Source organism: Parasphingorhabdus sp. (assembly GCF_965233695.1).
Lineage (GTDB): Bacteria > Pseudomonadota > Alphaproteobacteria > Sphingomonadales > Sphingomonadaceae > Parasphingorhabdus.
In genome coordinates, this window is the sequence record NZ_OZ247497.1 from 1,719,337 (window position 1) to 1,744,215 (window position 24,879).

Sequence of the window (24,879 nt, forward strand, 5' to 3'; positions counted from 1 at the left end):
GTTTCTGAAAATGGCTTCTAGATAGATTCTGAGGCGCCGATTCCAAAGATACGAGCAACCTATATATGATCGAAACCAAGACAGTCTCCTTCGGCTATGAAGAAGTGGATGAAGACGAAAAGGTCGGCCGCGTTGGACAGGTCTTCTCAAGCGTCGCGAGCAAATATGATGTGATGAACGACGCTATGAGCGCGGGCACGCACCGCTTGTGGAAGGATCGCTTTGTTCGCCGTGTAAAACCACGTGAAGGCGAAGAAATACTCGATATGGCTGGCGGCACCGGCGATATAGCATTTCGCATGGTAGATAGCGGCGCGAATATCACGGTAGCCGATATCAACCCAGATATGCTGTCTGAAGGGCTCGATCGCGCGATCAAAAAAGGTGAAGGTCGATTGGTCTGGAGCGAACAGAACGCGGAAGAGTTGAACTTCCCTGACTGCCATTTCGACGCCTATACGATTGTCTTTGGTATCCGCAATGTCACACATATTGAAAAGGCGTTGGCCGAGGCACATCGAGTATTGCGCTTTGGCGGACGTTTTTACTGCATGGAGTTTTCCAAGAATCTTTGGCCCGGTTTTGACAAGGTCTATAATTTTTACTCGCATCGGGTTCTGCCAAAAATCGGCAAAGCTGTGGCCGATGATGAAGACAGCTATCGTTATCTTGCCGAGTCTATCGACCGGTTTCCTCCGATGGAAAAATTTCGTGAATTGATTGAGAATGCTGGCTTTGCCCAGACCAGGGTTGAGCCGATGATGGGTGGACTTGTCGCCATTCACAGCGGCTGGAAAGTCTGAGCACCTAACTGACATGACATCTTCCCGAACCCATATTTTTCGCTTGCTCAAATGGGGCCGCACGCTGGCCAAACATGGCGCGCTGCGTGATATAGAAAAGAACAAGTCGACGCCGCCACAAGTGCGCCGCCTGTTCCGGATTGCGCGGCTAGGTACGATCCAGCCGAAGACGCCAAATTATTCTGCCGCGCTTCAAGCCATTGGTCCTGCAGCGATCAAGCTCGGGCAGACACTGGCGACGCGGCCGGATATTATTGGAGAAGAAGCGGCCCGCGACTTGCTGCAATTGCAGGACAACTTACCTCCTGTTGCGTTCAGCAAAATCAAGGACGAAATTGAGGGTAGCCTCGGAAAGCCTATTGAATCGCTTTACAGTCATATTGACCCCGAGCCAGTTGGGGCAGCATCCATCGCCCAGGTTCACCGCGCAATAACCATCGAGGGTAAGGACGTTGCTGTAAAAGTGCTGCGCCCTGGCATAATCAAGAAATTCACTGCCGATATTGAAACATATGAATGGGCGGCCGCCCATCTTGAAGCCTTTGGCGGCGAAGCGAAACGACTGCGTCCGCAACTGGTTATTGCCAATTTCCGTCGCTGGACCATGCGCGAACTGGATCTGCGCAGGGAAGCAGCATCGGCATCCGAGCTTGCCGAGCACATGACCAATGTCGAGCAGTACGAGATTCCGGCAATAGACTGGGACAGGACTTCGGGCCGCGTGTTAACACTGGATTGGGTTGACGGCATCAAAATATCCCGCCGCGATGATCTGGTAAGCGCTGGTCATGATCTCAACGATATTGCTAATAGGCTGGTTCATACCTTCCTGAAACAGGCCATCGAGGCCGGTTATTTTCACGCCGATATGCATCAGGGCAATTTGTTCGTGAAAGCCGATGGGACTATTGTTGCAATTGACTTTGGTATCATGGGCCGGATCAACAAGAAAGCGCGCTTCTGGCTCGCCGAGATTCTGTATGGCCTGACCACCGGCAATTACAAACGCGTCGCGGAAATCCATTTCGAAGCACAATATGTGCCCGATCATCATAGCATGGAAGATTTTGCAACGGCCCTGCGCGCTGTCGGCGAACCGATGCGCGGGAAACCGGTTAGCGAGCTGTCCGTTGGTGATATGCTCGACGGCCTATTCGCGATAACCCGCGATTTTGACATGGAAACCCAGCCCCACCTGTTGCTGCTGCAAAAAACCATGGTGATGGTCGAGGGTATTGCGACCGACCTGAATCCCGGTATTAATATGTGGGACACAAGTGGTCCCTATGTGAAAAACTGGATCCGCGGCGAACTGGGGCCAGAGGCTGCAATTGCCGACCGGATTAATTCGGATATGGATACGTTGATGCTGCTGCCTGACATTGTCCGGCGGCTTGATCAGCAGCTTCCACGTCAAGGCGGCGCTCCGCCTCCGCCGCCCGTTGCCGAAGTGGAATTGCTTTGGGAGCGCCGCAAGGCAGGCGATGGTGGCGGATTTTGGCGTTATGCGCTGACGGCTGTTATAGCAGCTTCGGCTGGCGCAGGGGCGCTGTGGATGTGGGGAAAAAGCTTGCTATGACAAAACCCAAACATATCCTGCTGATTATCGGCGGCGGTATTGCGGCTTATAAGGCCAGCGAGCTGATCCGGCTGATCCGGAAAGCGGGTATGACCGTGCGCTGCGTCCTCACCAAGTCTGGCGCACAATTTGTTACGCCAATGACCTTGGCAGCGCTTTCCGAAAATGAAGTGCATACCACGCTCTGGTCGCTGAAAGACGAAACCGAGATGGGGCATATCCAATTGTCTCGAGAAGCCGATCTGGTGGTAGTCTGTCCAGCGACGGCCAATCTGCTCGCCAAAATGGCGGGAGGGATTGCTGATGATCTGGCGACAACATTGCTCCTCGCAACGGATACGCAGGTGCTAGCAGTTCCAGCCATGAACGTGCGTATGTGGAATCATCCAGCGACCCAGCGCAATATTGAGCAACTGCGCGCCGATGGCCTAATCGTGATGCCGCCGGATGACGGTGATATGGCATGCGGTGAATTTGGGCCCGGCCGATTGCCCGAACCTCCAGCGGTGATGGCGGAAATTCTGCGCCATCTTGTCGGCGATGCTGAGCCATCAAATCTTGTTGGTGAAAATGAACTTGGTCGCAATCCACTGGAGGGCCAACCTGCCTTCGCACCTGACGAGCATCGACCGTTCCATGGCAAACATGTGCTTGTAACTGCAGGCCCGACGCGCGAACCGATTGATCCGGTGCGCTATATTGCTAACCGATCGTCCGGTCGTCAGGGTTTTGCCATTGCTGCAGCCGCGGCGTCAGCCGGCGCGCAGGTGACTCTTGTAGCTGGACCGGTTCACCTGCCAACCCCTGCAGGCGTGATGCGGATCGATGTGGAAACCGCATTGGAAATGGAAGCCGCCGTGCACGACGCCTTGCCTGCCGATGTTGCAATCTTGGTCGCTGCTGTAGCCGACTGGCGGGCAGATGCGCGTGCGGATCAGAAAATCAAGAAGCAAAAAGGCGATAACCCCGCACCGCTAGCGCTGGTTGAGAATCCGGATATATTGGCGGGCCTTGCACAGCATCAAAAACGTCCAGCTTTGTTGATAGGCTTCGCAGCTGAAACCGAGAAAATCGAAGAGCATGCTCGTGCGAAACTGGCCAAAAAAGGCTGCGACTGGATTGTCGCCAATGATGTATCCGGAGACGTCATGGGTGGCGCTGAAAACAGCGTGCATATTGTCACCGAAAAGGGCACCGAAATCTGGGAACGCCTTCCCAAGCCAGAAGTCGCCCGGCGGCTGGTCGCGAAAATGATTGAAGAGATTTGAGGGAATAATGTTTGAGCCGATTGAGATAGCCGTGAAGCGGCTGGATAGTGCGGGCGACCTGCCTTTGCCCAGCTATGAAACCAGCGGGTCAGCCGGCATGGATGTGCGTGCCGCCGAAGCGACTTCCTTATCGCCCGGCAAGCGCGGTCTGGTCGGCACCGGTTTCGCATTCGCCATTCCCGAGGGTTATGAGGTGCAGGTGCGCCCACGCTCTGGACTCGCTTTAAAAAAGGGAATTTCCGTGCTCAACTCGCCGGGAACGATCGACAGCGACTATCGCGGAGAAATCAAAGTTATTCTCGCCAATCTGGGTGAAGAGGACTTCATTATCGAACGCGGCGACCGGATTGCGCAGATTGTCGTGGCACCAGTGCAACGTGGCAATCTGGTGGAAGTGGATATACTTGATGATACTGCACGCGGTACTGGTGGTTTTGGTTCCACCGGTGTATAGATTGGTAATTGCATGTTTTTTGGAAAGGGATGACCTATGATTGACCTTCTGTTTGCTACGGCTCTTGCTAGCACTGCGCCACAGGGTGCCGACATCGCCTCTGCCATGCCAGCTGATTATTCTGTTCTGGAAACAGCGCAATTCACCAAGCCGATCTATTATGCGCAGCGTCATGAAATGGCCGCTGAGCGTGCTGCAAAAAAGGCCAAATGCAAATTCCCCACGGCTGAGCAATGGGTATATGCCAGAATCGAGGCGGCAATATTGGTTACGCCTGATGGCGAACTAGCCAAGATTGTACCGGTGGAGAGCGGTTGCCGCGAACTGGAAGTCTATATGGTCAATCATCTTAGCAAATACGGCAGCAAGGCCGGTCCGAAATCGAATAGCGGCGAAAACACTTGGTATAAAACAGCGATGCATTTCCGCTGGCCTGAATGAGCAATCTAACCGACGAACAGCTTGATCGTTATGCGCGCCATATCGTTTTGAGAGATATTGGCGGCATTGGTCAGAAGAAAATTCTTGGTGGCCATGTTCTGATCATTGGAGCTGGCGGCATTGGTTGTCCGGCGATTCAATATCTGACGGCGGCAGGTATTGGCGCGCTGACCATCATTGATGATGATGATGTATCCCTTTCCAACCTTCAGCGGCAGGTTCTGTTTTCGACGGGGGATGTGGGTTTGGCGAAGGTGGAGGTTGCCAAAAGTGCCGCGGAACGCATTAATCCTGATGTCACAATAAATACAATAAATCAAAGACTTACCGCGCAGCATTTTTCAGACGATGCTGCAGCATTTTTTGCGCAGTTCGATGTCATTCTCGACGGCTCTGATAATTATCAGACACGGTTGCTGGTTTCGGACTTTTCGATTGCCCATCATGTTCCGCTGGTATCAGCCGCGATCGGCCAGTTTCAGGGGCAGCTCGGCCTGTTCCGCGGCTGGGAGTCCGACAAGCCCTGCTATCGCTGTTTCGTCGGCGATGCGCTTGACCCGGATGATTGCGACAATTGTTCGGAAGTTGGCGTATTGGGGGCGATGGTAGGCCTGATGGGCAGCTTTGCCGCCATGGAAGCGATACGGGTCATCACTGGTTTTGGCGATGACCCTGCTGGCAAGTTGCAGCTGTTCGATGGTCTCAAGCCTGCGATGCGCAGCATAAACCTGCCCAAGGATCCGGAATGCAAAAGCTGCGGAGCCCTGACAGGCAGCTGATTGCCTTTCTCCCGATAGTGCGCAATTATGGGCGACAAAAGGGGAGACACGCTAATGACCTTACCAGTAACCGCCTTGACCGCTGCCATCTGTGCCTTGCTGATGATATTTCTAATGTTCAAGGTTATCGGCCAACGGGTACGGACCGAAACCAGCTTCGGCGCGGGCAATGATCCCAAAATGGATCTGGTGCGCGGCTGTCATTCCAATCTGATCGAAAACGCGCCGATAGCGATTTTGCTGCTCGCTCTGCTGGAAATGGCCGATGCCCATCATTGGACGTTGACTGGATTGGCGGCGCTTTTTCTAATCGCCAGGGTCGTCCACATTTACGGCATGTATCAGCATTTTGCCGACAAAACCCTGCGGTTGCGGCAGCTCGGCGTTATGGGTTCGACATTGTCCATTCTCGCGATGGCTCTGTGGGTGATCTATCTGTTTGTGACGGTCAATTTGTTTAACTAGAACTCCGGACTAAAGGCTCGCCCCATCCACTTCCCGGACCGGTAAATGCTGCCAGTCGGCCGGATCGAATATACGCATATTCACTGCCATCCGGTCGGGCGGCGCAGTTCGCGGCGTCCAATGGGTGTGCGTACCGCAACGCTTGCAATTCCACAGCGTGATCATTCTGTCGCCCTGCACATAGCTGTTTAAAATCTCTGGCTCCGCATCAATGGTTACCACGTCCGGATTCCAGAAGCCGCCCCGCCAGCCACTTTTCCGGCACAAGGAACAATTGCACTGCAACGTTTCGTTCGGCGGTGACGGAACCGTGATCTGCACCGCGCCGCAATGGCACTGGCCTTTCATTTCAGTCCCTATTTCAGCCCCTATTTCAGCCATCGTTCAACACAGCCTCAACCCACGCGGGCACCAGCTCCCCGGCCTTGCCCATCCGGCTTTCATCAAAATACAGACTGCCATCCGATGGATCCAGATTCATTTCCAGCGTCTGCGCACCGTAATGAGCGGCGGATCGCACAAAGCCCGCCGCCGGATAAACCGCGCCGGACGTTCCGATGGAAACGAACAAATCACATTGTGCCAAGGCCAGCTCAATCCGCTCCATCTGATAGGGCATTTCGCCAAACCAGACGATATCGGGCCGGAGCGCGATCTGATCACAATGGGGGCAGGCAGGCCCAGCCGATAGGTTTTCAGTCACCGCAGAACGCTCGCCACAGGCGAGGCATAGTCCGCTCAACAGCTCACCATGCATGTGGACCAGCCGCTGCGATCCGGCGCGATCATGCAGGTCATCGACATTTTGGGTGACCAGCAACAGGTCGCCGCCCCAATCCGCATCCAGCCTGGCCAATGCCTTATGTGCGGCATTGGGCTGCACGGTCTGCAATTTGCTGCGCCGCTCATCGTAAAATTTCTGGACCAGCACAGGGTCGCGCTGAAACGCCTCCGGCGTAGCCACGTCCTCAACCCGGTGCCCCTCCCACAGGCCATCGGGCCCGCGAAAGGTTGCCACGCCGCTTTCCGCACTAATCCCGGCACCGGTCAGAATGACAATATTGTTTATTTCGCGCATAACGCTATGCCAGCATTTTAAGCACAATAATGCAAGCCTATGGACGGAAACTTATGACATCAATCGGGATTATCGGCAGCCAGGGCCGGATGGGTCATGCCCTTGTGAATGCCATTGGCGAGCAGGAAGAGCTCAGCCATGCCGGTGGCGTGGATCAGGATGATGATTTTGCCGAACTGCTCGCACATAGCGACGTGCTGGTCGATTTCTCGGTGCCGGATGGGCTGAGTCAACGGCTCGATCTCTGCGCTGAAGCGGGCAAGCCGATTCTGGTTGGCACCACTGGTCTTGAACCCGCGCATCACCTGTCCATCGATGCCGCTGCGAAGACGATCCCGGTGCTCCAGACCGGCAACACTTCGCTTGGCGTCAACATGCTGGCGGCTTTGGTGAAAGAGGCCGCGGCCCGCCTCGGCGACGACTGGGATATTGAAATTGTTGAAATGCATCACCGGCATAAAGTCGATGCGCCTTCTGGCACGGCCATCTTGCTGGGTGAAGCGGCAGCCGACGGTCGTGATATCAAGCTGGCCGATCACAGCGAACGCGGACGCGATGGCCAGACCGGCGCGCGGGCGAAAGGTGCCATCGGCTTTGCTTCCTTGCGCGGGGGATCGGTTGCTGGCGATCATCAGGTGATATTTGCCACTGACGAGGAGCGCATCGAACTGGGCCATCGGGCTGAAAACCGGATGATCTTTGCGCGCGGCGCGGTCAAGGCGGCGCTTTGGCTGACCCGGCAACAGCCCGGTCGCTATGATATGAAAGATATGCTCGGGCTTGATTGAGAGAGTTTTGGCCACAAGAACTCAGGGAGAGAGTTATTATGACAGCATTTAATCCGGAGGCAGCAACCAGAACCTATATCGACGGTCTTGGTGCAGACGCGCTGGCCAAGGCCGCCGACTATACCATCGGCAATCACTGGCTGCTGCTGTGGGGTTTGCTGGTTTCTGCGCTGGTTACCTGGCTCATCATCCGATCCGGTCTGCTCGACCGACTGGCCGCCAAATTATCCGCGCGTGGTTTTGTGATCAGAACAGTGCTGGTCTGTGCCGTCTATTTTCTGGTCTCGGCTATCCTGACACTGCCCTGGACGCTCTATACGGATCATTTCCGGCAGCACGCCTATGACCTTTCCAGCCAGCCGCTTGGCGACTTTCTGATGCAAGGCGGCATTTCGCTTGTCATGACTGCCATTTTCGGCGGGCTGTTCTTCCTCGGCATCTACGCCCTGATCCGCAAAACCGGGCGGCGCTGGTGGATCTGGTCCGGCGGCTTGGCGGCGGCGACCATTCTCGCCTTGCTGCTGTTGGGTCCGGTGCTGATTGAGCCGATGTTCAACGACTATGAACCGATACCTGATGGCGAAGTGAAGGTTGCACTGGTAGCGATGGCGGAAGAGGCCGGTATCCCGGCAGACCGCATCTTCGTCTATGACGGTTCCCGCCAGTCGGAAAACTTCACGGCCAATGTTTCGGGCATCGGCAGCTCGGCGCGCATTGCCATTTCCGATGTAGCATTGACAACCGCTTCCCTCGATGAGGTCAAAGCCGTCACCGGCCATGAAATAGGCCATTATGTCCTTGGCCATATCTGGCGTTATGTGATGATATTTCCGCTGCTTGCCATCGCGCTCTTTTTCCTTGCAGACCGGTTCTATCCGCGCATTGCAAAGTTGTTCGGCAGCGACGCGGAAATTGGCGATCCGCGCGGCTTGCCGGTGCTCATTTTCATCGTATCGCTCTTTTCGCTTCTGACCCAGCCGATCACCAATGCGCTCACCCGCAGCGGTGAGCGCGAGGCTGATGCCTATTCGCTCGAAACGGCGCAGCTTCCCGATGCACTGGCCAGCGCGCTCGTGAAAACGGCCGAATATCGGTATGCGCGCCCGCATCCGGTGCAGGAGATGATCTTCTATACCCATCCATCGGTCGAGAAACGCGTGCGCAATGCGATGGACTGGAAAGCGGCGAATATGGCCGCCACCGAACCACCGGCGGAAACGCAAAGCACGCCATGAAGAAAGACGATATTTTCGAATTTTATTCACGGCTGGCGGCGGATAACCCGTCGCCGGAGACAGAGCTGAACTACGGTAACGTCTATCAGCTTGTCGTTGCGGTGGCGCTGTCCGCGCAATCCACCGATATTGGCGTCAACAAGGCGACACGGTTGCTTTTCGAACAGGTGAAAACACCGCAACAGATGGTCGATCTGGGCCTTGATGGTCTGAAAGAGCATATCAAGACCATCGGGCTTTATAATACCAAGGCCAAGAACGTCATCGCGCTGTCTGAAATGCTGATCGCCGACTATGGCGGCGAGGTGCCGGCAGATCGCGACCAGCTGACCAAGCTGCCCGGTGTAGGCCGCAAGACCGCCAATGTCGTGATGAACTGCGCCTTTGGAGCGGAGACCTTTGCCGTTGATACCCATATATTCCGGGTCGGCAATCGCACAGGTTTGGCGCCGGGCAAAACCGTGCTGGCGGTCGAGAAAAAGCTTGAAAAACAGACCCCCGGTCCGTTCCGCGTCCACGCCCATCACTGGCTGATCCTGCACGGCCGCTATATCTGCAAGGCCCGCAAGCCGGAATGCTGGCGCTGTCCGGTTATTGACCTGTGCCGGTTCAAAAAGAAAACACCCGCTCCCTGATCCAAACGGCCTGACCCGCCCACGGCTCAGATCACCGTTCAGCATTCAGAAACCCTGCGAGGCGTATTTTTTCCGGGATGGGTCAATTTTGAATATTAGGAGAAATCTAATGAAACTATTAGTTCCGGCCCTGATCGGTGCCGCCCTTACCGTCGCAGGAGCCGCTTATGCTGGCGAGAAACGGTCGAAAGACGATAAATATATCATCGAAAAAGTTGGCGAGCCGAAAACCTGCATCAACCGATCGCAAATCCGCTCGACAGATGTCATTGATGATCAGACGATCGACTTCAAAATGCGCAACGGCGATATCTATCGCAATAATCTGCCGAATAAATGCAGCGGCCTGCGCTTTGAAGAAGCTTTTTCCTATCGCACCTCGACCAACCGGTTGTGCAATGTCGATATCATCCGCGTTCTGGATAACACGGCAGGGCGCATAGATACGCGCGGCGCTTGTGGTTTGGGAAAATTTCAGAAAATCACCAAGACCAAGCGCGAAAAGACTGAAAACTAAAATAGCGCTGTTCCTGCGAAATTAGTGATTGGCAAAGCGGTGTGGCCGCTGCTAAGCGCATGTCCGCTAATATAGCGCCGCGCACCCGTAGCTCAGCTGGATAGAGCGCTGCCCTCCGAAGGCAGAGGTCACAGGTTCGAATCCTGTCGGGTGCGCCAGTTTATCTCTTATATTTCAATATACTATAAGTCCTCAGAAATTTGGGAACATCTGGTTTTGTACATTTTTGCTATGTACAAAAGTTACACAAAAAACTGTTCCCGGGAAATTCGTTTTAGTTTATAGAGATTTGGTGGGAAATAGCCGATCTTCAAATAGGGATACCGAAGATAGAATCGATCTTCGCGGTGATGGGCGCATTATTCTATACAAAAGAGAAGGCTTGAAAAATCCTAAATGGCAGGCTCGCATTAGAGTTCCTGGCGCCACTGGCTATAAATTCATTTCAACCAAAACTATCAAGCTTCGGGATGCCGAGAGGTTTGCCGAGAATCTTTACGAAGAGCTTTTTCACCAAGTGAAAATGGGTGGATCAATCAAATCAAGAACCTTCAAACAGGTTTTCGAGGAATGGGAAAAGTCCATCACTTTAATAGGTCCAACCACTAAAGGTGGTTCTTGGACTTCCACCATTGAACGTGTTCGGTCCTATGCACTGACATATTTTGGCTCGATGAAGATTGATAACATCGGACCAAGCGACTTTCAGAAATACTGGCTTTGGCGAAAAGAGAATTATGCCAAGAAAAAACCCTCCAATGCTACCTTAGGCCGTGAGCGAACATCCATACGATCAATGCTCAACTTTGCTGTTAAAATGGGCCATATTGCAGAGATACCTGAATCGGCTGCGCCGAAGAACAACGGTGAAAGAAGACCAACTTTCACGGAGCAAGAATGGAAGGCCGTTGTCAGAGCAATGGATGGCTGGTTGCAGGAAGGGAAACAAAAGGCAACATCAAGAGATCGTTTTTTGGCAACACTCTATTTTCTCGTTCTCGTGAATACAGGCTTTCGTATTGGAGAGCTTAGAAAGCTCGAATGGGGTGATCTAAGACAACTTGAAGATGGCAATAACAAATATGTTGTAGCAGAAGTTCGAGGCAAAACTGGAACGCGAGAAGTTGTCTGTCAAAAGGGCACAGGTAAGCTGCTTAACAAAATTATCGATTTGCGCATCGCGGAATTAAAAAAGCAGAACCCGGATGATCCCGATTTGTGGAAACCTAGCCGCACAGAATTGGTGTTTTGTCACCACGATGGAACAGAGATCAAAACCTTCAAACGGTCTTTTCATTCCTTGCTGAAATTTGCCAAAGTTCCGATCATGAAAAATGGTATAGCCCGAACAATATATTCCCTTCGCCATCTCTATGCCACGCAAAGACTATATGAGGATGTATCCCCGTTTCACCTAGCAAAGCAAATGGGGACGTCGGTTGAAATGCTTGAGAAGCATTATGGCCAAACCATAACGGCCTCCGCCGCAGCCCAGATTACAAAAACAAGGCTAAAACAACCGAAAGCTCCCTCCCCGCGGTATTTTGAGGATTAGTCAGTGTCCGCTTTATCCCGAAAGCGGACATTAGCTTAGGTCATTTTGAACGACAGTAACTGGGCCGATTGCGGACTGTCGGCTATCGGAGAAAAGCAACCGTTGCTGACATTTTTGGCGGCCAAAAAGGGAAGCAAGATCATGTGGGGGCATGGTCAGTTAAGGGTTTTAGAGAGCTTGATAGACCTCCCTGAGCAGCGCGAGTGTGCGTGGATCACCGACCAATTCCGATCCCATAGCATTCATCACATAGGAAAAGGCGAGTTCGTTGTCTGGGTCTGCAAAGGCGAATGATCCGCCCCAGCCCGAGTGTCCAAATGCCCTAGAGTTTGGTCCGTAAATGCCAAGCGAATTCCTCAGGAAACCGGCGGCCCAGTTTGTCTCGACCGCAAGAATAGCATCGACCCCGCTCGAACGGATCATAGTGGCCTGCCCCAGCGTTTCGGGTGAGAGCCTCAAGCTTAGTTCGGGCGATCCTGTCAAAAGGCTCGAATAGAGGCTGGCCAGTCCTCGGGCGCTTGCAAAACCGTTTACAGATGGAATCTCTGCCTGACGCCACTCGGGCAAGTTGGCGGCATCGGGCATCAGGAACGGATTGCCCAGCGTAACTGATTGCAGATCGTCCATGTCTGGCGCCTCAGCATCGGATTCGGGCGGCGGAATTATCGTTGCAACGCGGTTCAATTCCTCGTCTTCAATCCCGATGTGAATGTCCAGCGCGGCAAACTCTTCGTCGACGAAGAGCTTCATGCGCCGTCCCTCGATCCGCCGAAACAATTCCGCGGCAAGAAAGCCGATTGTGACGCCATGATAGCCGGACTGCGTCCCGGGCGGCCACAAGGGCGTTTGCCGGGCAAGCCTGCTCGCGAGGATTCGAGGATCTTTGAAGAAGTCGTCAACCGTGGTTGGTGAGGCAAATGCGCTCAGTCCGGCCTGGTGGGAAAGCAATTGCGCAATGGTCACGTCGGCCTTCTCACCAGCGGCGAATTCAGGCCAATATGTCTCAACCGGGTCGTCATATCCGCAAAAGCCGCGATCCACGATTAGGGCGAAGCATGCCGCAGCAACCCCCTTGGTCGTCGACCAGACGTTTACTAAAGCATCCTTTTGCCATGGCAGAGTGCGGTCGGGGTCAAGAAAACCGGCCCACATATCTACGACAAGCTCACCATCCACATAGAGCGCCATGGCAGCGCCAAGTTCCGAACCGTTTTCAAAGTTGGCCCGGAACTCCTGCGCCAGACGGACGAAGCGATCAGAGCATTGCCCTCCAATCTCGATCTTCGGTTCCATCAGTTAAAATTCTTCGTAACAGTAAGGCCATAGGTGCGGGGCGGACCATACACTCGGGTTCCCATTCCAAAGGGAAGCTGGTTCACGCCTTGCGTCACATAGCGCTCATCGGTGATGTTGGTCCCCCAAAAGGAAACATCCCAATTGCCATCGTCGAAAACCGAAAGCCGGGCATCGAGCGTCGAGAAACCATCGGCCGCGACCAATGGATCATTCAAGCCGTCTTTGAATGTGCTCGATTGGGTGCGGCCATCAATCGACAGGCGCATGGCGAGATCACCGCTAAGATCGAATTCATAGGAAATGCCGCCATTGAAGCTGACTGATGGGGAATCGGGCAATTCATTGCCTTTGGGAACCGGACCAGCACCTGCAACGAAGGCTCCAAGCTCGGTATTAAGCAGGCCGATACCTGCATAGAGACTTAGACCGGGAACCGCAGAGGGCCGCCAGGCCAGATCGGCATCGATGCCATAGATTTCGGCGTTGTCGACATTGCCAAGGCGCTGGATCGGTATGCCGCCAATATCCTCTCGGATGAAGGTCTGAACGTCGTTGTAGTCATAGTAGAATGCGCTCAACGAATAGGACAGGCCTGCGCCGGAGGCCCTGCCCTTTATGCCTGCCTCAAAGGCAACGAGTTTTTCAGGCAGATAGGGTTCAAGCTGTGCCGAGCTTGTCGCTACGCCAGAGAAGAACCCCCCGCTCTTCCAACCTTGCGTTGCGCTGAGATAGAGAAGGGTTTCGTCCGAAGGGTTCCAGTTCAGACCCACCTTCCAGGACCAGTTCGTATCCGTGATTTCGGCGTCGCTGACAGCGAGAGGGATCGGATCAGAACCGAACGGCGCAAGCGTAAGAAAGCTCGCCGGCGCAAGTGAAACGAGGTCGCTTGTGCCGCCAACATTAGAACGTTCCTCATCGGTGTAGCGAATGCCCGTCACAAGGCTGAGCTTATCGCTTAGGGACCACTCAGCGTTTGCAAACAACGCCGCCGATTGAGATTGCTGATCCGAGAAAGTAAAGCTGGTGGTGTTGAGGAGGTCCCTCAAATTGCCCGCAAACGATGTCTGAATATCGTCCTCGGAATAGAATACCCCGACGAGCCAGTTTGCAAAATCCGTTTCGCCCGATAGCCGCACCTCCTGCGAGAACTGTTCCACTGCGTCATCGGCACGAAAGTCGAGCTGCGCGAATGGGCCCGCATCGGTGTCGGCTGAATATTGGCGATCGAAGTCGATATAGCCGGTGATCGAAACCAGCGTTGCAAAACCCAGATCGACTTCCATCCTGCTCGTGAGGTTGAGCTGGTCGACATTGTACGCCGGATCGACCGACCATGCGCCTCTGAACGGGTCACCATCAAGATCGGAGTTTCCAAGGAAGTCTGAACATTCAGGTGATCCTGGGCAAGGAACCCCTGCTGGGGTGTCAGGCGTTGTGAGCGCTCCGAAAAATTCAAAACCGCCCAATTCCGAACGGCCGCGTTGTACGTCAGCCTTGATCAGCCATTCAAACCGGTCTGACGGCGCCCATAAGGCCTGCGCGCGGCCAAGTAGGACATCTCGGCGGCCAATGTCGCGGTTGAGCGTTTCATTGAAATAGAAGCCTTCATCCTGGAAAATCCCTTTGCCTGCAAAGCGCAGGCTTAATGTGTCGGACACAGGGAGATTGATGCTCGCTTCGATCTCTTTGAGCTCATAATTGCCCAGCGATCCGAGCACCGTTCCATAGGTACCATCGAAGTCTGGTCGAGCAGAAATGACATTGAGAGCACCAGCCGTCGCAGTACGGCCGTAAAGGGTGCCTTGCGGTCCTTTTAGCAGTTCCACTCGCTCAAGGTCGAAGAAATCGAAATTCATCAGCGCAAGGGAGCTGAGGGAAACCTCATCGACGTATATCCCGGCGCTGGGGTTGTTGGTCGCACTGAAATCGTTGAGGCCAACGCCGCGGATCGTCAACACGGGAATGAGGCCTGGAACATTTTCCTTGATCGAGACGTTCGGCGCGATCGCGACGATATCGGTCGGATCGTCGATGCGCCTGATTGCGAGAGCCTCGGCATCTGCCACCGCAATATTGATCCCCACATCGAGCGTACTTTGTGCCCGCTTTTGGGCCGTGACGATAATAACGCCATCGTCTTCTTCGGCTTCAGGAGATGCGGCGTCTTGTGCCAGCAGCGGAGAATGCACCCCTGCAAAAACCAGCGCCGCTCCACAAAGCAGCGCGGACCTTCTCACTATCTTGGTATATTTTGTCACGTCAGTCTCTCCCTATTCGCTGTCATTTCGACAATCTGGTATGTTTCTATACCGGTGTAACCGACGCGGCAAGGAATTATCGACATATTGGTATAAAAAAATATAGGGTAAGGGCTGGTGTAGGCACCCGATGCGCGCTAACTGAGGCGAATGACAGTTGCCGCCAAGACCGTCGAGACACCTGCGATCTCAAACAAATCGTCAGAAAAACGACGACGAATATTGGATGCTGCGGCGAACGAGATAAACGCAAAAGGTGTCGGCGGCGTCAGCTTCGATGGAGTCGCTAGCGCAGCGGGCTTATCAAGAAACGCGCTTTACCATTATGTCAGCGACCGCGGTGAGCTTGCCTATCTGTGCTTTGCCCGATCCTGTGAAGCGCTGATGGCCGATATCGAGGTGGCCATCGCGCAATCATCTGACCCTTCCACACAACTAGAAGTCCTAGTTTCGATCAACCTGACTTCGCATTGCTGCAACCTGGCTGCTTTTGGTGACTACGAGGTTTTATCCGAAGATCAGCGCGCGCAAATCCTGAAGATGGAAGCCGAAATACGGTCGGGCATTGCGGCTATCGTTTCGCAAGGAATAACGACCGGGCAATTCCGCATAGTCGATCCTTTGCTTGTGACAGATTGCCTGTTGGGAATGATCAATTGGGTTCGGCTGTCCGAACGATGGCTGGAACATGACATCACTCGCGAGCGTCTGGCCAATGCGATTTCTGACATGCTTTTGCGCGGATTCGCAAAAGGGCCAGAAGTATCATCGGAACGCTGGCCGACTTTCGAGCAGTTGATCGTCAGAAATCCCAACCCCTTCGATCGCGAGGAAATGAAAGAGCAAAAGCGCCAGCAAGTCCTTGGTGTCGCATCCCAGCTATTCAACCGACGCGGTATCGAGGGCACATCGCTAAGTGACATCGTCGCTGCAATTGGTGCGACCAAAGGCGTGTTCTATCATTATTTCGAAGACAAAAACGAACTGGTTATAGAATGCTACCGCAGGGCCTTCGTCCTTTACGGATCGTTCGCCGAAACGGCCAGCGCGGTCGGAGCCAATGGGGTCGAAAAGGCGATGATAACCAACCATCTCAATTGCCAGGCGCAGTTTAGCTCTATTCCACCGCTCACGCTGCAACGGGGGCTTGACACATTATCTGAACCGGTCCGCTCACAGCTAGCGATCAGCTCGCGCCAGGTTTGGGAAAAAGTTCAGAGCCTGGTCAGTGAGGGCATTTCGGATGGTAGCTGCCGCCAAATCGACGTGCGAGCTGCAACCGAAGTCGCCGCCGGACCATTCTTCTGGCTTGTGCGAAATCGCAAACCGCGCGATCCTCAAGAGGCATGGGCGACAGCCGATGCCATTTGCGATGTGATCGGGTATGGAGTTTTCGTCCGAGAGGACAGCTGAGCGCAGCAAGCTCAGCAAGCTCAGCAAGCTCAGCAAGCTCAGCAAGCTCAGCAAGCTAAATCGCTGTAGCGTTTGGGGCTATCCGAAACTGAGCTGTTTCCCTGATTTATGCTCGCGAATGCGGTCCACACTCTCAACACTAGGCCACCAAACAAACCTCTGGTTTAAATGCTACTTGAAGAAGGTCCGCTTTCGGGTGCCAAGATTTCGGATGGCTACGTCCGACATTGGGGCTCATTGCGGACCGACAGCTTCTGCATTTCCAATGTCCGCTTTTGCGCCCATAGCGGACATTAGGATAGATACTAAGTCGCAGTCGAATAACCGCGAAAAGTGAAGCTAATTGCTGGCTCTAATCTGACCGAGAAGGATTTTCTTCATATCGCCTTTCGTCTCGAAGCTCAGGTAAAAAAGATATGGTGTGAGAAACATAATTCCGCCGAAGAATGCAACGACGCCCAAGCCAAGTCCCATGGCACTAAAATTGTTGCGCCATGCTACCCACAGTCCGGACAGTATCAAAAAACCCATAAAGTCTAGGTTGAACTGTCCCGGCCAAGCCATTGCAGCTATATCTCTAAAAAATATCGGAAGAATATCCCATCCATATGCTGAGCCAACAATCAGAGTGTAAACCGTCAAAACTCCAAAAATTACAACCAATAGCGTTCGAAATGCTAACATGCTTCACCCCAATCAAATCCGTTTGATATCCCTTAGCCTGCACGACAAATAGGCGATTATTGCAATTACCTGCAACGTTATTGACAGACTTGAGTTGCGCGGTTTTGTAATATCCGCTTTTGCGCCCAAAGCGGACACTAGAAAACCGGTCAAAAAACCAATTGTTAGCGTTCCGCAGTCTTTGACCTTCTCGATGAGGAGATCAAAAATGCAAAATCAAACCTATGACATTCCAAAGCTATATCCATGGAACAAGGGAAAGTTGATCGGACAAAAGGCGCCGCTGAAACAACAAGAGGTGTGGGCCATTAGGGTTCGGTTGGAACTGGCAGATCGAAAGCGCGATCTGGCTCTGTTCAATTTAGCGATTGATAGCAAGTTACGAGGATGTGATCTTGTCGGTTTGAAAGTTAGTGATGTTCGCACTGGCGATGAGTTCCAAAGCCGAGCCAAGATCATTCAACGCAAAACCGGAAACGCTGTTCAGTTTGAAATTACAAAACAAACACGAAACGCGCTTAAGCTTTGGTGTGTTCAATCCAATTTGTCTCCATATGATTGGCTATTTCCCTCTCGTATGGATCGATCAAATCATCTTTCGACACGGCAATATTCTAGAATTGCGGCGAACTGGTTTGCGTCAATCAATCTTCCACGATCAGCTTACGCCACTCATTCTTTAAGGCGAACAAAGGCGACCCTATTATATCGGAAAACCGGGAACTTGAGAGCGGTCCAACCACTTCTTGGCCATTCAAAGATCGACAGCACTGTCAAATATCTCGGCGTTGAAGTTGAGGATGCTTTAGCTCTCGCGGAAAGTGTAGAACTCTAGCGTCAGCTTTGGGCGCAAAAGCAGACATTAGAAAAGTTCTGTTTTCACGATCATATTTGATATTTTCGGCCAGTAAAAAAGGTAGCGGCAAGGTGGGGCTGAGCGTTAGTGAAGCCGGGGATGGCAGTTCCCGGGTGGCGGTTGGGTGTGAAAGCTATTGCCGATAACAGGCTTTGGAAATTTGAATTTTTGACGGCTGGCCCACGCTAGTTGCCTTCAGCCTTGCGATCTAAATTTTGACCTAAAAACCGGCATATTTTTTCGATCGACTGTTTCGCATATTCACCGATATCATCGTCCGTCAGGGATGCGATTGTCGCGCCTTTCAATTCTGCAAAACTACTCAGTGACACGACCTTTTGGGCTTTGTTGTGATCACAAAGACGCTCGTAATCAAGGCACAAATCATAGTCGAGATGCAGCGCGGCATCACAATAGTCTGGCAGGCTTTTTGCGTTTCTGAAATCATCATCGCCAACCATATGGAAAGATACGGTATATCGATACTTTTGGGCATTTTCCCTTAGCGCTTCCAAAACGCGAAATATGCGGTTTGCCGATGTATTTCTTATCCCCGTCAAATTATCGCCAGCCATAATGGCGATGTTTTTGAACGCGCTTTTCCGCAAACTCGAAGCGGCTGTATTGGGGTGATAATTCATCTCTTTGGAGAAGCGGATTATTTGTTCCCGCAAGAAATCACTGACAAGCGAACTGCCACGCAAGGCGCGCGACACCGTAGTGGGTAAACAACCAACCTTTTTCGCAACATCAATCGAGGTTACTGTCTATTTGCGTGCGGTGCTTATGACAGAAGTCAATTCCTGGTTCGCAGCGCGTTTGTTTTGCGCTCGCTTTTTTCCGACAGGCTGCAAATTGGTTTCTGGTGGGTGTTGTGGTCTGTTGCCATGATATTATTCTCTTGTACTCCTGAGAAAATCGAGCTGGGTTATTTCAATCCAGCATTACCGGGCATGGCGGGGATTCGCCGGAGTCATCTATCTTCACGCTCAGCAAAGTGAGAGCCAGACCCGCTTCCCCTTCCAATCGAAAGGCATTCCCAACGCTTTCAAAATCACTTTCAGCCGTTCCAAAGCATTGCAGCGGGATTTGCAGGCTACGAACTTTGCCGATTTTGGCTTGTTGAAGCCATCGCGTCAGGGATATTCGTCTGTTATGGAAGGCGAGCACAGTGTCGCCCGCACCTAATGCATCAATTCGCATGTCTATCGTGAGCGCAGAAGCCTTTCGATATTGGTCGGTCATGTTGGCCAATGGACCATCAATGGTGATCACGCCTGCCCCCGACCAGACGAATGCCTTGCCATCTTCCTGTGCCGTCACATCGATGGGACGCACAGAAAGCAGGCCAGATGGGCTCTCTACAGAACCGCTCATTACGGGCCGTTTCCCGCCCAAATCAGAGATTGAAAGCGACCAGGGTTTTTGAACGCGTCCGCTGGAAAAGAAACTAGCAACATTCATTGCCTTTGCAAGGTCGATGCCTGGATCCTCTGACAAGGGGGATAGAGCGACAGGGTTTCCATAGCTCAAGCCATAGCCGCGCTTGAAAAGCGGTGTTTCGATTGGAGAGTTGGCATCAGCCGGCCAATGAAATGGCAGTTTTCCAGTAAAGTCGCGCGATGATTTGCCGCTTTTCTGCGCAACCATAACATCTGCCAAGCCATCACCCTGCGTCCCGGGAAGCCACGCCGCAACGAAAGCGTCCGAAGCATTAATCTCGGGACTGGTGAACATTGCCCGACCGGAAAGAAAAACTGAAACCACAGGGATATTCTGGCTTTTCAGCTTATTCAAAAGCGCCAAATCCTTTGCTCCCGATGGCTGATAATCAAGGGTAGTCACGTCGCCCTGGAATTCCGCATAAGGATGTTCGCCAAATATGACGATCACGACGTCAGGTTTGCTTTCATAGTCGCCATTGGTGGATAGTTCCGCACGGCCGCCAGCTGTGCGAATAGCATCAGACAACCCTTGCCAAATCGTCCGTCCGTTGGGGAAATCCGATTGTGTAACATCTGTGCCTTGCCAGCTGATGGTCCAGCCACCGGACTGCATCGCAAGACTATTTGCACCTGGCCCGGTCACCAACACGTTCGCTCCCGGCTGTATCGGTAAAATCGACCCGTTATTCTTAAGCAATACAAGCGATTTCGCTACGGCTTCGCGGGCCAGAGCCAGATGGTCTGCTGCACCAATGGCGAGATAGTTGCTGCGATCGCGCATCGGATCATCGAGCAGGCCCAGCTTTATTTTCACCCGCAAGATCCGGCGCACGGCATCATCGATCCGTTCCATCGGGATGGTCCCGTCTTGCGCGCTCTGCAGCGTGTTTTTGTAAAGCTCTTTCCAGCTATCGGGAGCCATGAACATGTCGAGCCCTGCATTGATAGCCTGCGGGCAATTGGTCACTGTACAACCGTTAACCTGACCATGGCCGTTCCAATCCCCGACGACAAATCCTTCAAACCCCATCCGGTCTTTCAAAACATCGGTCAAAAGCGATTTGTTGCCATGGTTTTTTACACCGTTCCAACTTGAAAAACTCGCCATAGCCGTCAATGCTCCCGCCTCAATGGCGGGCGGATATCCTGCAGCATGAGTTTTGACCAGTTCGGCTTCGCCAATCAACGCGTCGCCCTGGTCCTTGCCATTAAGTGTGCCACCATCGGCTAGGAAATGCTTCGCTGTTGCTGCAACTTTTTCCGCTTGCAAAGGCTGACCACTCACCAGCTCGCCTTGCAATCCGTAAACCATGGCACTGGCATAGTCGACCACGATAGCCGGGTCGGATGAATAGCCTTCATATGTGCGACCCCATCGCTGATCTTGCGGAACGGCCAAGGTTGGAGCGAACGTCCACTCGATGCCGCTGGCGGAAATTTCTTTGGCGGTCGCCACACCAATCCGGCGTACAAGATCACTGTCGCGCGCGGCGCCTAGTCCAATATTGTGGGGAAATATTGTCGCACCCGGTATGTTGTTATGTCCATGGACAGCATCGACACCGAATATAATCGGTATAGCGACGTCACCTTTATCATATTGCAAGGAAGCAGTCCGAAACTCACGCACCATCCTGTCCCAGTCGGCAGCTGATCCGCGTTCGTTTCCATAGGGACCGCTATTTCCGCCGGCCAACAACGATCCCAGCGGATAAATAAGCAAGTCTTCCGGTTCAATCGAGCCGATGTCGGCCTGGATGAGTTGACCGACTTTTTGCTCAAGTGTCATTTGGGCGAGCAAGCCATCGATCCGTTTTTCCGTTGCGGCGTCGCTGAGGGCTTCGGGGCTTTTGGCTTCGGGCCAGTTTTCCACTTGCGCGACCGAGTTCAAAACAGCGTCTTCGGATTGATTTTGAACGCACGCAGCCAGCAAAACCATGCCCGCCGTTACGATTAATTGCTTGCGCACTTTCCAGCCCCCTCGAATATCTGTGAACGTTCACATTTATTATCCGGTCAAGTGGCCGAATGCAAGGGATTATCTGGTGTCGGGAAGGGTGGCCAAAAGGATGCAAGAGAGAATAGCGAGGCCGGCAAACAGTACCAACATCGCTGGAAATCCAAAGACCGGAACCATGGCCAATACGATCCACGGCATGATCAGCGATGGCGCGGTATTGGTCAGATTGAAAATCCCCAAATCGCGACCACGTCGCTCTGGTTTTGGAAGCACGCGCAAAGTCTGGCTGGTGTGTAGTGAGAGAAATACCGCTGTTGATAGGCCGAAAATAACATAGCTGCCGACCGCCGCGGCCAAAGACGATGACATTGCCATGCACAACAGCCCGGCGGCCGCAAAACCGGCGCACAGAACCAGAGGAAATAGCGGGCGGTTATTCAGGTCCGTCCATCGGCCCATCGCCATCGCCACCGGGATGGATATAATCAGAACAAAGCTCAGCACCTGTGCGGTACTGCTCTCACCCATGTCCGAGTCAATCGAGCGGAACCAGTAGAGCAGATAGGAAAACAGCGCAGCCTGTGAAATTTGCAGCAGCAATCGCGCCGACCACATCCTGATGAGCACACGGGTCCTTCCTCGATCCACGGCAATATTGCTGTCTTCGACCTCTGGCTGGCGATGCAGTTCAGCAAAATGCACGGGCTTTGCAAAGAACAGAACCGGCAATACGCAAACACAGACCAATGCAGCCAAAAGCCATAATCGCGCTTCGGTACTCGCCAATCCCGGAATGGTTATAATGGCCCCAGACATGGCGCCCAATGCTGGTGAAAAAGCGAGCAGTCCTCCAAGCATTCCTTTTTGATGGTCGGGCACATAATCGCCTGCCCAAGCGCCGAGCGGGGCCAGCATCATGTTAAGCGCAAGTTGCCATAGCAGCATCAGCCCGATCAGCGCTTCCAGTCGTTCGGTCTCATTGAATAAAATGAGCAAAAGACAGGAAAGGACCAGACCGCAGAACGTCCAGCCGCGGCGGTTCTTGGTAATATCGCTCAGCCAGCCGAAGGCAATATTGCCAACGCTGGCGGAAATAGCGCCGGCAAAGCTTATATAGGCCAGCCATTCCACGTCATCATGGCCTGCAAATAGCGTGACGCGTGCTGGCAAAACAATCGTCAGGAATGGCACATAAGCAATAGCTCCACCGGCTGCGGCCAGCGCGTAAAGCAACATGAAGCGATAGCTTTGCAGCTTTGGAGCGCTTACCTCAGCCACCAGCTGGCGGCGGTGCAGTGGACTCGCGTTCAATAAAACCAGCCTCAACAATTATCGGGCCAGCAGCCAGTTTTTCGCCCCGTTTCGCTGCGACAATCATTTCAACCGCCCGCGATGTGGTTTCAGCAACGGGTTGGTCGATTGCCGTCAGTGCCGGGCGCGTAAATCGCGTCATTGGGCTGTTGTCGAAACTCACTATGGAAAGATCTTTCGGTACCGAAAGGCCAAATTCATGAACATGTTCCATCGCGGCAATGGCCATATGGTCATTGCTGGCCAAGATAGCGGTCGGCCTAGGTTCTTGTGACAACAAATTACGAGCTGCAGCTGCGCCGGATGCATAGCTAAAGTCGCCTTCGGCACAAAGGCCTTCAATAGACAGTCCCGCCTTCGCCATTTCATTTTCCCAGCCTTTTTTACGCCAGCTACTCAATTTATAGCTGACCGGGCCGGTAATGAATCCAATCTGCTTGTGCCCCAGATTGATAAGAAATCGCGTGGCCATTTCTGCAGCTTCTTCATCACCCATTTTGAGTGGTATACCGCCGCCACGTTCGGTTGAACCGATTTGTGCAAAAGGAATATTATGCAAACTGAGCAGTTCGGTAATGAGTGAATTATCGGAATGGGGCGGCGTCAATATTACACCGTCTGGTTGCAAGGCAGCGATAGCTGCCTTGAGTTCGCGTTCGACATGCTCGTTGCGGGTATCGACCAATTCCAGAATAAGCCGATAACCAAGTTCAGCGCATTTGAGCATTCCGCCAAGTAACATCTGATCAACCCAGTCGCTTCCCTGCCGGGCTCGCCAATCAGCAATAGTCCGTTCTCGGTCATTCAGGGCCAGTATCAGATAAGATCTCGATCCGCTCATTCTTTGGGCTGCAATGGAGGGAACATAACCAAGCTTGTCTATTGATGCCTGGACCTTGTCCTTCATCGCGGGACGGACATTCGGTTCATTATTTATGACCCGACTAACGGTCTGCAGAGATACGCCCGCATCAGCCGCGACATGCTTGATCGTAACCGCCTGACGTCGCCTGGCCATGTCTGATTATTCCCCTGAATCGATACAGTTATGTGGATTAACAGGTCGATCGTCACATTGCCAGACCCGGACAAAATCGACTTCAAACCGCTTTGGAAAACCGCCTTCAGAAACACCGCCTGCCCCGCGACCTTCGGATAGTCTGCCACCGATGGCAAGATTGAGGATCAGGTGGAAGGGTTTGTCAAATGGGGCATCGGGATCTTCAGACGCGGTTGTGAACCAATCCTTTGCTGTCTTGGTGGCAATATGGCGTCCATCGACCAGCCAGTCGAACCTGCCTTCGCTCCAGATAATGCTATACGTATGAAATTCTTCCAGTGAACCGACAAGCGGCACTTCGGTACCCGCCATTTTATTGTCGGGCCACAGCCCACCGAAATGCAATGTTGCCATTATCGTGTTTTCAATTCCACCCGGGCATTTTTCACAGCTAATGCCCATATTGACTGCTTCCATGATATCGATTTCGCCCGAAGCGGCCCAGCTGCCATAGTCATTATCTTCCGGCAGCATCCATATGGCTGGCCAAGTTCCTTGCCCTTGCGGCAGTTTCGCTCGCACGTCTATCCGGCCATAGCGCCATGAAGCCTTGCCCTTGGTCGTGAGCCGCGCCGAAGTAAACGGTTTCGTGTTTATTGCCGTCTGGTCTTCGGCTGTTTTTCGAAGATGGGGTGGTAAGGCTGGGCCTGCCGATTCTTCCTGATGGGCGGTAATGACCAGCTTACCGTCTTCAAGCAATGCGTTTTTAACATTGTCTGTGTAGCATTGTCGCTCATCGTTACCGCCGCCCCAGCAATCTATATCGAATCCCCATTTTGAACGATCAACGGATTGCCCGTCAAATTCGTCAGACCAGATCAGGCTCCAACCCTCCATCTCGCTCATGCTAGCGGTTGCGTCAACGGCATCATCGGCCGCACAACCAACGGGCAGGAGAGCCAGCGGGATAAATTTAAGACAGAATCGCATCATCTAAACCTCTGCATATCGGTAACAAGAAAACGGGCCCCTGCCAAAAAAGCAAGAGCCCGCCTTACA

The 24,879-nt window shown here is 53.0% G+C and carries 24 protein-coding genes, 1 tRNA gene and 1 pseudogene; 15 read left to right on the top strand and 11 right to left on the bottom strand.

The features are described from left to right. Positions 1-65: 65 nt before the first annotated feature. From ACO6S1_RS08195 to ACO6S1_RS08225, 7 genes are read left to right on the top strand one after another with little or no spacing between them, the layout of a single operon-like run. On the top strand, positions 66-803 hold the full coding sequence (locus ACO6S1_RS08195; protein ID WP_422345822.1) for a class I SAM-dependent methyltransferase: 738 nt from the start codon (positions 66-68) through the stop codon (positions 801-803). 13 nt (positions 804-816) lie between these two features. Further along, on the top strand, positions 817-2,382 hold the full coding sequence (gene ubiB, locus ACO6S1_RS08200) for a 2-polyprenylphenol 6-hydroxylase (RefSeq protein ID WP_422345823.1): 1,566 nt from the start codon (positions 817-819) through the stop codon (positions 2,380-2,382). Beyond that, the gene (locus ACO6S1_RS08205) at positions 2,379-3,650 is read left to right on the top strand and encodes a bifunctional phosphopantothenoylcysteine decarboxylase/phosphopantothenate synthase (protein WP_422345824.1); all 1,272 of its coding nucleotides are present in this window, start codon (positions 2,379-2,381) and stop codon (positions 3,648-3,650) included. The genes ubiB and ACO6S1_RS08205 overlap by 4 nt, the downstream gene beginning before the upstream one ends. A gap of 7 nt (positions 3,651-3,657) precedes the next feature. Beyond that, positions 3,658-4,104, top strand: coding sequence for a dUTP diphosphatase (gene dut, locus ACO6S1_RS08210; RefSeq protein ID WP_422345825.1), 447 nt, complete (start codon positions 3,658-3,660; stop codon positions 4,102-4,104). A gap of 36 nt (positions 4,105-4,140) precedes the next feature. Next, complete coding sequence (locus ACO6S1_RS08215; protein ID WP_422345826.1) at positions 4,141-4,545, top strand: hypothetical protein; 405 nt, start codon at positions 4,141-4,143, stop codon at positions 4,543-4,545. After that, positions 4,542-5,324 (top strand): HesA/MoeB/ThiF family protein, encoded by a 783-nt coding sequence (locus ACO6S1_RS08220; RefSeq protein ID WP_422345827.1) that lies wholly within the window; start codon positions 4,542-4,544, stop codon positions 5,322-5,324. The genes ACO6S1_RS08215 and ACO6S1_RS08220 overlap by 4 nt, the downstream gene beginning before the upstream one ends. Positions 5,325-5,378: 54 nt before the next feature. Next, a complete protein-coding gene (locus ACO6S1_RS08225) occupies positions 5,379-5,789 on the top strand; it encodes an MAPEG family protein (protein ID WP_422345828.1) in 411 nt (136 codons plus the stop codon). 9 nt (positions 5,790-5,798) lie between these two features. On the opposite strand, the gene ACO6S1_RS08230 is transcribed toward ACO6S1_RS08225, so the two are convergent. Continuing rightward, a complete protein-coding gene (locus tag ACO6S1_RS08230; RefSeq protein ID WP_422345829.1) occupies positions 5,799-6,137 on the bottom strand; it encodes a GFA family protein in 339 nt (112 codons plus the stop codon). Between the two features lie 25 nt (positions 6,138-6,162). Continuing rightward, positions 6,163-6,867 (bottom strand): NAD-dependent deacylase, encoded by a 705-nt coding sequence (locus ACO6S1_RS08235; RefSeq protein ID WP_422345830.1) that lies wholly within the window; start codon positions 6,865-6,867, stop codon positions 6,163-6,165. A gap of 53 nt (positions 6,868-6,920) precedes the next feature. Between ACO6S1_RS08235 and dapB the strand changes: the two genes are divergently transcribed. From dapB to ACO6S1_RS08265, 6 genes are all read left to right on the top strand, one after another. After that, the gene (gene dapB / locus ACO6S1_RS08240) at positions 6,921-7,655 is read left to right on the top strand and encodes a 4-hydroxy-tetrahydrodipicolinate reductase (RefSeq protein ID WP_422345831.1); all 735 of its coding nucleotides are present in this window, start codon (positions 6,921-6,923) and stop codon (positions 7,653-7,655) included. Between the two features lie 38 nt (positions 7,656-7,693). Next, the gene (locus ACO6S1_RS08245) at positions 7,694-8,890 is read left to right on the top strand and encodes a M48 family metallopeptidase (protein WP_422345832.1); all 1,197 of its coding nucleotides are present in this window, start codon (positions 7,694-7,696) and stop codon (positions 8,888-8,890) included. After that, positions 8,887-9,525: an endonuclease III gene (gene nth, locus ACO6S1_RS08250; RefSeq protein ID WP_422345833.1), complete on the top strand. Its 639-nt coding sequence runs from the start codon at positions 8,887-8,889 to the stop codon at positions 9,523-9,525. The genes ACO6S1_RS08245 and nth overlap by 4 nt, the downstream gene beginning before the upstream one ends. 109 nt (positions 9,526-9,634) lie before the next feature. Then, positions 9,635-10,042 carry a hypothetical protein gene (locus tag ACO6S1_RS08255; RefSeq protein WP_422345834.1) on the top strand — a complete coding sequence of 136 codons (408 nt, stop codon included), beginning with the start codon at positions 9,635-9,637 and terminating at the stop codon, positions 10,040-10,042. 81 nt (positions 10,043-10,123) lie between these two features. Continuing rightward, positions 10,124-10,200 (top strand) — tRNA-Arg (locus ACO6S1_RS08260). Positions 10,201-10,334: 134 nt separating this feature from the next. Further along, positions 10,335-11,597, top strand: coding sequence for a tyrosine-type recombinase/integrase (locus tag ACO6S1_RS08265; RefSeq protein WP_422345835.1), 1,263 nt, complete (start codon positions 10,335-10,337; stop codon positions 11,595-11,597). 168 nt (positions 11,598-11,765) lie between these two features. On the opposite strand, the gene ACO6S1_RS08270 is transcribed toward ACO6S1_RS08265, so the two are convergent. After that, positions 11,766-12,890: a serine hydrolase domain-containing protein gene (locus ACO6S1_RS08270; protein ID WP_422345836.1), complete on the bottom strand. Its 1,125-nt coding sequence runs from the start codon at positions 12,888-12,890 to the stop codon at positions 11,766-11,768. Continuing rightward, positions 12,890-15,151, bottom strand: a complete 2,262-nt coding sequence (locus tag ACO6S1_RS08275; RefSeq protein ID WP_422345837.1) for a TonB-dependent receptor — start codon at positions 15,149-15,151, stop codon at positions 12,890-12,892. Before ACO6S1_RS08275 ends, ACO6S1_RS08270 begins: the two co-directional genes overlap by 1 nt. A 150-nt stretch (positions 15,152-15,301) precedes the next feature. On the opposite strand from ACO6S1_RS08275, the gene ACO6S1_RS08280 reads away from it, so the two are divergent. Continuing rightward, on the top strand, positions 15,302-16,564 hold the full coding sequence (locus tag ACO6S1_RS08280; RefSeq protein ID WP_422345838.1) for a TetR/AcrR family transcriptional regulator: 1,263 nt from the start codon (positions 15,302-15,304) through the stop codon (positions 16,562-16,564). A 339-nt stretch (positions 16,565-16,903) separates the two neighbouring features. Here the strand turns inward: ACO6S1_RS08280 and ACO6S1_RS08285 are convergent, their stop codons facing one another. Continuing rightward, entirely contained in the window at positions 16,904-17,248 is a 345-nt protein-coding gene (locus tag ACO6S1_RS08285) for a hypothetical protein (RefSeq protein ID WP_422345839.1), read from the bottom strand. A 208-nt stretch (positions 17,249-17,456) separates the two neighbouring features. Here ACO6S1_RS08285 and ACO6S1_RS08290 point away from each other — a divergent pair, with 208 nt between their 5' ends. Then, positions 17,457-18,083 (top strand): tyrosine-type recombinase/integrase, encoded by a 627-nt coding sequence (locus tag ACO6S1_RS08290; protein ID WP_422345840.1) that lies wholly within the window; start codon positions 17,457-17,459, stop codon positions 18,081-18,083. Positions 18,084-18,289: 206 nt separating this feature from the next. Here the strand turns inward: ACO6S1_RS08290 and ACO6S1_RS08295 are convergent, their stop codons facing one another. The 6 genes and pseudogenes from ACO6S1_RS08295 to ACO6S1_RS08320 form a co-directional block, all read right to left on the bottom strand. Next, entirely contained in the window at positions 18,290-18,664 is a 375-nt protein-coding gene (locus tag ACO6S1_RS08295) for a hypothetical protein (protein ID WP_422345841.1), read from the bottom strand. 75 nt (positions 18,665-18,739) lie between these two features. After that, a pseudogene (locus tag ACO6S1_RS08300) lies at positions 18,740-18,859 on the bottom strand (LacI family DNA-binding transcriptional regulator); the annotation flags it as partial. A 178-nt stretch (positions 18,860-19,037) separates the two neighbouring features. Next, positions 19,038-21,518, bottom strand: a complete 2,481-nt coding sequence (locus tag ACO6S1_RS08305) for a glycoside hydrolase family 3 N-terminal domain-containing protein (RefSeq protein ID WP_422345842.1) — start codon at positions 21,516-21,518, stop codon at positions 19,038-19,040. 69 nt (positions 21,519-21,587) lie between these two features. Further along, positions 21,588-22,820 (bottom strand): MFS transporter, encoded by a 1,233-nt coding sequence (locus ACO6S1_RS08310; protein ID WP_422345843.1) that lies wholly within the window; start codon positions 22,818-22,820, stop codon positions 21,588-21,590. Then, on the bottom strand, positions 22,780-23,838 hold the full coding sequence (locus ACO6S1_RS08315; protein WP_422345844.1) for a LacI family DNA-binding transcriptional regulator: 1,059 nt from the start codon (positions 23,836-23,838) through the stop codon (positions 22,780-22,782). The genes ACO6S1_RS08310 and ACO6S1_RS08315 overlap by 41 nt, the downstream gene beginning before the upstream one ends. Positions 23,839-23,844: 6 nt before the next feature. Next, positions 23,845-24,813, bottom strand: a complete 969-nt coding sequence (locus tag ACO6S1_RS08320; protein WP_422345845.1) for a glycoside hydrolase family 16 protein — start codon at positions 24,811-24,813, stop codon at positions 23,845-23,847. Positions 24,814-24,879 lie beyond the last annotated feature (66 nt).